This is a genomic window from Sphingobium sp. (genome assembly GCF_032153725.1).
Taxonomy (GTDB): domain Bacteria; phylum Pseudomonadota; class Alphaproteobacteria; order Sphingomonadales; family Sphingomonadaceae; genus Sphingobium.
The window spans coordinates 39546-46321 of record NZ_JALDYQ010000039.1 but is presented as its reverse complement, the minus strand read 5'-3'; the positions used below and the strand labels follow the sequence as shown (position 1 = coordinate 46321).

The 6776-nt window shown below is 64.8% G+C and carries 5 protein-coding genes; 3 read left to right on the top strand and 2 right to left on the bottom strand.

Annotated features, from left to right (window positions below; all coding sequences use genetic code 11):
- Positions 1 to 79 precede the first annotated feature (79 nt).
- Together RUH75_RS13705 and RUH75_RS13700 are read right to left on the bottom strand one after the other, a co-directional pair.
- The gene (locus RUH75_RS13705; RefSeq protein ID WP_313806843.1) at positions 80 to 1882 is read right to left on the bottom strand and encodes an acyl-CoA dehydrogenase C-terminal domain-containing protein; all 1803 of its coding nucleotides are present in this window, start codon (positions 1880 to 1882) and stop codon (positions 80 to 82) included.
- 31 nt (positions 1883 to 1913) lie between these two features.
- Positions 1914 to 2321, bottom strand: coding sequence for a MerR family DNA-binding transcriptional regulator (locus RUH75_RS13700; RefSeq protein WP_313806841.1), 408 nt, complete (start codon positions 2319 to 2321; stop codon positions 1914 to 1916).
- A gap of 105 nt (positions 2322 to 2426) precedes the next feature.
- Here RUH75_RS13700 and RUH75_RS13695 point away from each other — a divergent pair, with 105 nt between their 5' ends.
- Genes RUH75_RS13695 through RUH75_RS13685 form a run of 3 tightly spaced genes read left to right on the top strand, consistent with a single transcriptional unit; the run spans position 2427 to position 6577 of the window.
- Positions 2427 to 2831 (top strand): DUF2946 family protein, encoded by a 405-nt coding sequence (locus RUH75_RS13695; RefSeq protein WP_313806839.1) that lies wholly within the window; start codon positions 2427 to 2429, stop codon positions 2829 to 2831.
- A 43-nt stretch (positions 2832 to 2874) separates the two neighbouring features.
- A complete protein-coding gene (locus RUH75_RS13690) occupies positions 2875 to 4911 on the top strand; it encodes a TonB-dependent receptor (protein WP_313806837.1) in 2037 nt (678 codons plus the stop codon).
- A gap of 43 nt (positions 4912 to 4954) precedes the next feature.
- Entirely contained in the window at positions 4955 to 6577 is a 1623-nt protein-coding gene (locus tag RUH75_RS13685; protein WP_313806835.1) for an NAD(P)/FAD-dependent oxidoreductase, read from the top strand.
- The last annotated feature ends 199 nt before the right edge of the window (positions 6578 to 6776 follow it).

Here is a 6776-nt window from a genome sequence, read left to right as displayed (position 1 = left end):
GGGACTGGGTTCCTGCCTTCGCAGGAACACAGCGCGCTTAATGTCCACAAATGGCCATATCCTGTCGTTGAGATGGGTTTCAGGCTGGCAGGAACATCTCCGGGTCGAGCATCATCAGGCTGTCGGCGCCGCCCTCTATCTTGCGGCGGAGCGAACCTGCGTCGGGCAGTACGCGTTCCGCGAAGAAGCGGGCCGTCACCAGCTTGGCTTCCAGGAATTTGCCGTCTCCGCCGCCTGCCGCCAGCTGGGCCGCAGCCGCCCTGGCCATGCGCAGCCACATCAGGCCGGTCGCGACGATGCCGAGGATGTGCATGTAATGATGCGCGCCCGCCCCGGCATTGTCCGGGTTCTTCATCCCATTCTGCATCAGCCACATGGTCGCCGCGCCGAGCTGGCCGCTTGCCTTTTCAAGGGCTTCGGCAATGGCTGCGAGCTTCTCGTCGCTCCTCGCCTGCGCGACTTCGTCCGCGACGATCCCGAGGAACGCCTGTAACGCGCGGCCGCCGTTCATGGGCAGCTTGCGGCCGACCAGATCCATCGCCTGCACGCCGTTGGTGCCTTCGTAGATCTGGGCGATGCGGGCGTCGCGGACATATTGTTCGACGCCATTTTCCCAGATGTAGCCATGGCCGCCGAACACCTGCTGGCACATCACCGCGACGTCGAAGCCCTTGTCGGTGCCATAGCCCTTCAGCACCGGGGTCAGCAGCTGGACGAGGTCGTCGGCGGCCTGCCGTTCCTCCTGCGTCGCGGCATGGAGGGCGAGGTCGACCTGGAGCGCGCCCCAGAGCATCAGCGCGCGCAGCCCTTCGGTCAGCGCCTTCGCCTCCATCAGCATGCGGCGGACATCGGGGTGGACGAACAGGGTGTCGGCCTTTTCCTGCGGCTCGGCCGGGCCGGTCAGGGCGCGGCCCTGACGGCGGTCATGGGCATAATGGGCGGCGTTCTGATAGGCGATCTCCGCCTGACCCAGCCCCTGCATGCCGACCCACATGCGCGCGGCGTTCATCATGATGAACATGGCGGCGAGGCCCTTATTCTCCTCCCCCACCAGCCAGCCGGTCGCGCCGTCATAGTTCATGACGCAGGTGGCGTTGCCGTGGATGCCCATCTTATGTTCGAGGGAGCCACAGGAAACGCTGTTGCGGTCGCCCAGCGAGCCGTCGTCGTTGACGATGAACTTGGGCACGACGAACAGCGAAATGCCCTTGCTGCTGTCCGGCGCGCCGGGTGTCTTGGCGAGGACGAGGTGGATGATGTTCTCGGCAAGGTCATGTTCGCCCGAGCTGATGAAGATCTTGGTCCCGCTGATCGCATAGCTGCCGTCGTCGCGCGGGGCCGCCTTGGTCTTGATGAGGCCAAGGTCGGTGCCGGCATGCGGTTCGGTCAGGTTCATCGTGCCGGTCCATTGGCCCGATACCATGTTGGGGACATATTTCCGCTTGAGTTCCTCGCTGCCCCTGGCGAGCAGGGCGGACACGGCGCCGCTGGTCAGGCCATGATACATTTCGAAGCTGTGATTGGAGGACAGCACATATTCGCCGACCGCCGCCGCCACGACATTGGGCAGGCCCTGGCCGCCATATTCGACCGGCGCGTGGAGGGTCGTCCAGCCGCCCTCGACATAGGTGTTGAAAGCCTGTTTGAAGCCGGTGGGGGTGGTGACGCTGCCGTCCGGGTTACGGGTGCAGCCCTCCCTGTCGCCCACGGCGTTCAGCGGAAAGAGCACTTCGGCGGCGAGCTTGCCGCCTTCGGTCAGGATCGCCTCGACCAGATCGGGCGTCGCATTTTCGAAGCCGGGCAGGTTGGCGTAGCGGTCCAGCCCCACGACATGGTCGAGCACGAAGCGGGTGTCGCGAACGGGGGCGCTGTAGCTGGGCATGATCTTCTCCGGGCGTTTCTGTTCTGGGGGGTTATTGGTCGAGCGCGGTCACGAACTGCAACAGTTCGGCGATGGCGGCGTCGATATCGTCCTTCTGGCGGGTGAGGAGGTCGATGCGCGCCTTGCATTTGGCGATGGTGACGCGGCGCTGTTCCTGATGGCCCTCGTCCGCATCGTAAAGGTCGATCATCTCGCGAATGTCGGAGAGGCTGAAGCCGACCCGCTTGCCCCGCAGAATCCAGGCGAGGCGGGCGCGGTCGCGGCGCGAATAGATGCGGGCAAGGCCCTGCCGTTCCGGCGCGATCAGCCCTTCATCCTCATAGAAGCGCAGGGCGCGGGCGGTGACGTCGAATTCTTCCGACAGGTCGGTGATGGTGTAGCTCTGCCGATCGCTATGGTCGGGGAGTTCGATGCCGGCGATGCTGGTGCGTTTGTCCATGGCGGTGATGTAGCGGCGCTTTACGTTTACGTCAAGGTTAGTGTGAAGCGTCCCGTCCCTTTGTCCTGGTGACAGGGCGGGCTGTCGCCGCTAAGGCTTGCCGCCATGATGGGGGCGGTCAGACAATCCGGAACGGCGAAGGGCCTGCAGGCTGCGCTGGCTCTGCTCGTGCTGGCGATGCAGCTGGTCGCGCCTTCGGGTTTCATGCCGGTGCGGACCGAGCGGGGCGTCGTGGTGACGCTTTGCACCGGGCAGGGTGCCGTCAATGTCGTGGTTGATCGGGGGCAGGCTCCCGGCAGGGACCAGCAGGACGATGGCATGGCGGGACAGCAGCATTGCCCCTTTGCCGCTTCGGTGCAGCCGCTGGTGCCGCCGCTGGTGCTGGCCGACTTGCCGCTTCTCGCCTGGCAGCTGGCCTTCGGGCCGATTGCCTTTGCGCTCAAGACCGGGTTGATCGCCCGGCTGGCCGCGCCGCCGCCGCCTTCCCTGGGGCCGCCCGTCATCTTCTGAAAATCCGCCGTTTTTCGTGCTTTTTCAGTAAGGTTGTCTTTTCATGTCCGTTTTTTCCGTTTCGCGCGGCGTTTCGCTGTGCGCGCTTGTCTGCTCGTTGTCCGCTCCCGCTCTGGCCGATGAGGCGGTGGAGCAGAGCCGCATCATCGTCACCGCCAGCCCTGTGGTCGAGGAGGTCGCGGCGAAGGTCGTTCGCACGCCCGGCGGGGTCGATGTCGTGTCCGCTGAGGCATTCGGCGACAGGCTGGCCGTGTCGTTGCGCGATGCGCTGAGCTTTTCGCCCGGCGTCTATACCCAGCCGCGCTTCGGGCAGGAGGTGCGGATTTCGATTCGCGGGTCGGGGCTGTCGCGCGGTTATCATATGCGCGGGCTGACGCTGTTGCAGGATGGCATTCCCATCAACATGGCCGACGACAATGGCGATTTTCAGGAGCTGGACCCGCAGGTTTTCCAGCATCTGGAGGTCTATCGCGGCGGCAACGCGCTGCGGCTGGGCGGATCGACGCTGGGCGGCGCGATCAATGCGGTGACGCCGACCGGGCGAACGGCTCCGGGGGTGGAGATGCGGGTCGATGGCGGGTCCTTCGATACGCTGCGGGGCAAGGCGGCCTTTGGCTATGCCGACGCGCGGGGGGATGCCTGGGCGGCGATCACCGCCGATCGCTCGGATGGCGATCGCGATCATGGGCGGCGCAGGGCGTTGCGTTTCAACGGCAATGTGGGATTGAAGCTCAGCGACCGGGTGGAGACGCGCTTCTACGCCAGCGTGCAGACGATCCGGCAGAAGCTGTCGGGGGCGCTGAATGAAAGCGATGCGCTGGACCATCCGGCCAAGGGCAATTTCACGGGCGATCAGGCGCGCAACATCGATTCGATCCGCTTGCAGAACCGGACCACGGTTCAACTGGATGGCGGGCAGCTGGCTTTTGGCGTCTATTATAACGCCAAGGCGCTGAACCATCCGATCTATCAGGTCGTGGATCAGAAATCGGAGGATCGCGGCATTTTCGCCAGTCTTGATCTGGCGGGGAAGCTGGGCGGGATGCCGGTCGAACTGACGCTTGGCACGCAGGCGCGCTTTGGGCGGGGCGATTTCCGGCAGTTCGTCAATCTGAACGGCAGGCCCGGCGCGCCGACCTCCCGCCAGAAGGCGCGGGCGCAGACGATCAACAGCTATGGCGAGGCGCGGATCGCGCCGGTTGCCGGGCTGTGGCTGATCGCGGGTGGCATCTACACCCATGGCGAGCGGCGGCTGGACAACCGCTTCGTTCCGGCGCGGAGCGGGGATGTGTCGTTCGATGCCTTCGCGCCCAAATTCGGGTTGTTGTTCGAGCCGGCGCAAGCGGTGCAATTCTATGCCAATTATAGCCGCTCGGTGGAACTGCCGGGCTTTATCGAACTGGGGCAGGCGCCCGCGGGCGGGGTTCCGGGCTTCACGCCCCTGAGCCCGCAGAAGGCATGGACGGCGGAGATCGGCACGCGCGGTACATTGGGCATCGCGCATTGGGATGTCAGCCTGTATCGCGCCGACCTGAAGGGCGAGATGCTGCAATATAATGTGGTGGCGGGGCTTTATCCGGCGGCGACCTTCAACGCCGACCGGACGCGGCATCAGGGGATAGAGGCGGGGCTGGACCTGACGCTGGCGCCCTGGGCGGTGCTGCGGCAGGTCTATCAATATAGCGATTTCCGCTTCCGTGATGACGCGCAGTTCGGGAACAACCGCCTGCCGGTGGTGCCGCGCCATTTCTATCGGGCGGAGCTGAAGCTGGGGACGGATCGGTTCAGCGTCTCGCCCGCCGTCGAATGGCTGCCGCAGGGGGCCTGGGTGGATTATGCCAACAGTAAGCGGGTGGGGGATTATGCCACGCTGAATCTGGGCGCGCGGGCAGAGGTGCGCAAGGGGCTGACGCTTTTCCTGGATGCGCGCAATCTGACGGGGGAGCGCGCGATCGGCGATATCAGCGCATTGGTTCGCTACGTGCCGGACAATCCGGCGACTGTGCCGAATGAAGGCAGCGTCGCCTTTTATCCGATCGAACGCCGCGCTTTCTACGGCGGGGTGCGCGCCCGGTTCTAACGGGGGCTGGAGCCGACTCGGTAATAGGTCTAGGGGCAGGCGGATGTTGCGTCTTTCCGGATTGAAGCTGCCCCTCGACCATCCCGCCGAGGCGATGCCCGCCGCCATTTGCGAGCGCCTTGGCATCGCGCCGCAGGAATTGCTGGGCTATGTCGTCGCGCGCCGGGGCAATGACGCCCGGCGGAAAAATGCGATCCAGCTTGTCTATACCGTCGATGTCGAGGTGACGGATGAGGCGGGGGTGCTGGCGCGCTTCATGCATGATCATGACGTCCGCCCGCGCCCGGACACGGACTACAGGTTCGTGACGAAGGCGGCGCCGGGCTGGTCGGGCAGGCGGCCGGTCGTGATCGGGGCGGGCCCCTGCGGGCTGTTCGCAGGACTGATCCTTGCGCAGATGGGATTCCGCCCGATCATCCTCGATCGCGGCAAGGTGGTGCGGGAACGGACCAAGGATACATGGGGCCTCTGGCGCCGCGCCGAACTCAATCCCGACAGCAATGTGCAGTTCGGTGAGGGCGGGGCGGGGACCTTTTCCGACGGCAAGCTGTATTGCCGGGTGAAGGACCCGCGTTTCCTGGGTCGCAAGGTCCTGGAGGAATTCGTCGCGGCCGGCGCGCCCGAGGATATCCTGACCGAAGCGCATCCGCATATCGGCACTTTCCGCCTTGTGTCGATGGTGGAAGCGATGCGGCGGCAGATCGAGGGATTGGGCGGCGAATATCGCTGGCAGCATCGGGTCGATGAGCTGGAGCTGGAGCGGCAGGCCGACGGCACGCGGAAGGTGCGCGGCCTGCATCTGGCGGACGGAGGGTTCATCGAGACGGATCATGTCGTCATGGCGGTGGGCCACAGCGCCCGCCCGACCTTCGAGATGCTCCACCGGCGTGGCGTGCATATCGAGGCCAAGCCCTTTTCCATCGGCGTGCGGATCGAGCATCCGCAAAGCTGGATCGACCGGGCGCGCTACGGCAATTGCGCGGGGCATCCGGTGCTGGGGGCGGCGGCCTATAGCCTTGCCCATCATTGCGGCAATGGCCGGACGGTCTACAGTTTCTGCATGTGTCCCGGCGGGCGCGTGGTGGCGGCCACTTCGGAAGAGGGCCGCGTCGTCACCAACGGCATGAGCCAATATTCGCGGGCCGAGTTCAACGCCAATTCAGGCCTCGTCGTCGGCATCGATCCGGAGCGGGACTATCCGGGCGGGCCGCTGGCGGGGATCGAGTTGCAGCGGCATTGGGAGTCCATGGCCTTTGTCGCGGGCGGATCGACCTATCATGCGCCGGGGCAGAAAGTGGGGGATTTCCTGGCCGGTCGGGCTTCGACCGCGCTGGGGGATGTCATTCCTTCCTACCAGCCGGGCGTCACCATGACCGACCTGTCGCGCTGCCTGCCCGAATTCGTGCTGGAGGCGTTTCACGAGGCGATCCCGGTTTTCGGACGGCAGATCGCCAATTACGATCATCCCGACGCGGTGATGACGGGGGTGGAGACGCGCACATCCTCCCCGATCCGCATCACGCGGGGGAAGGATTGCCAGAGCATCAATATCGCGGGTCTTTATCCCGCCGGGGAAGGGGCGGGCTATGCCGGCGGCATCCTTTCCGCCGCGATCGATGGCATCAAGGTTGCCGAGGCGGTGGGCCTGAGCATCGCGGCGGGCTGATTCCTGCGGAATCCGAGTCGATGGCCCCCCTGTCGCGGGGGCGCATTGCAAAACATAATGATCAAAGCGGTTTGGGAAAGGGCGTTGGCACAGCGTCGAAATACTGCGTCAAATTGGGACGAGATGGCCGATTTTGGAATATTGTGTATGTTGATGAGATCATTGTTCTATATTGATTACTCAATTTGTCATCTTTGTA